At 41.3% G+C, this 276-nt stretch carries 1 protein-coding gene; it reads left to right on the top strand.

The features are described from left to right. Nucleotides 1-276, top strand: a 276-nt coding sequence (locus AAEY78_RS12940) for a DUF480 domain-containing protein (protein WP_352339721.1), incomplete at both ends; no start/stop codon positions are given.

Here is a 276-nt window from a genome sequence, read left to right as displayed (position 1 = left end):
GTTTAGTAATCTGCAATTTTCTACTCAGCAGCGTGCCATTGTTTGTTTATTACTTTTACGTGGTGCCCAAACCCCAGGTGAATTAAGAACTCGCAGTGCTAGGCTTGCTGATTTTAATAACGTAAATGAAGTAGAAACAGCGCTCAATAAACTGATTGAAAGCGATTACGCCCGTAAATTAGAACGAGAAGCAGGTAAACGCGACAGCCGATACATTCATTTATTTGGCGAACAACAAAATAATCCCGCCGATGCCTTTGTTGCTCTACCAAGTGA

Origin of the sequence: Psychrobacter sp. 16-MNA-CIBAN-0192, from assembly GCF_040309565.1 — a bacterium.
Lineage (GTDB): Bacteria > Pseudomonadota > Gammaproteobacteria > Pseudomonadales > Moraxellaceae > Psychrobacter.
Note: the sequence above shows the minus strand (reverse complement) of the source record. Positions and strands in the feature narration are given on the sequence as shown.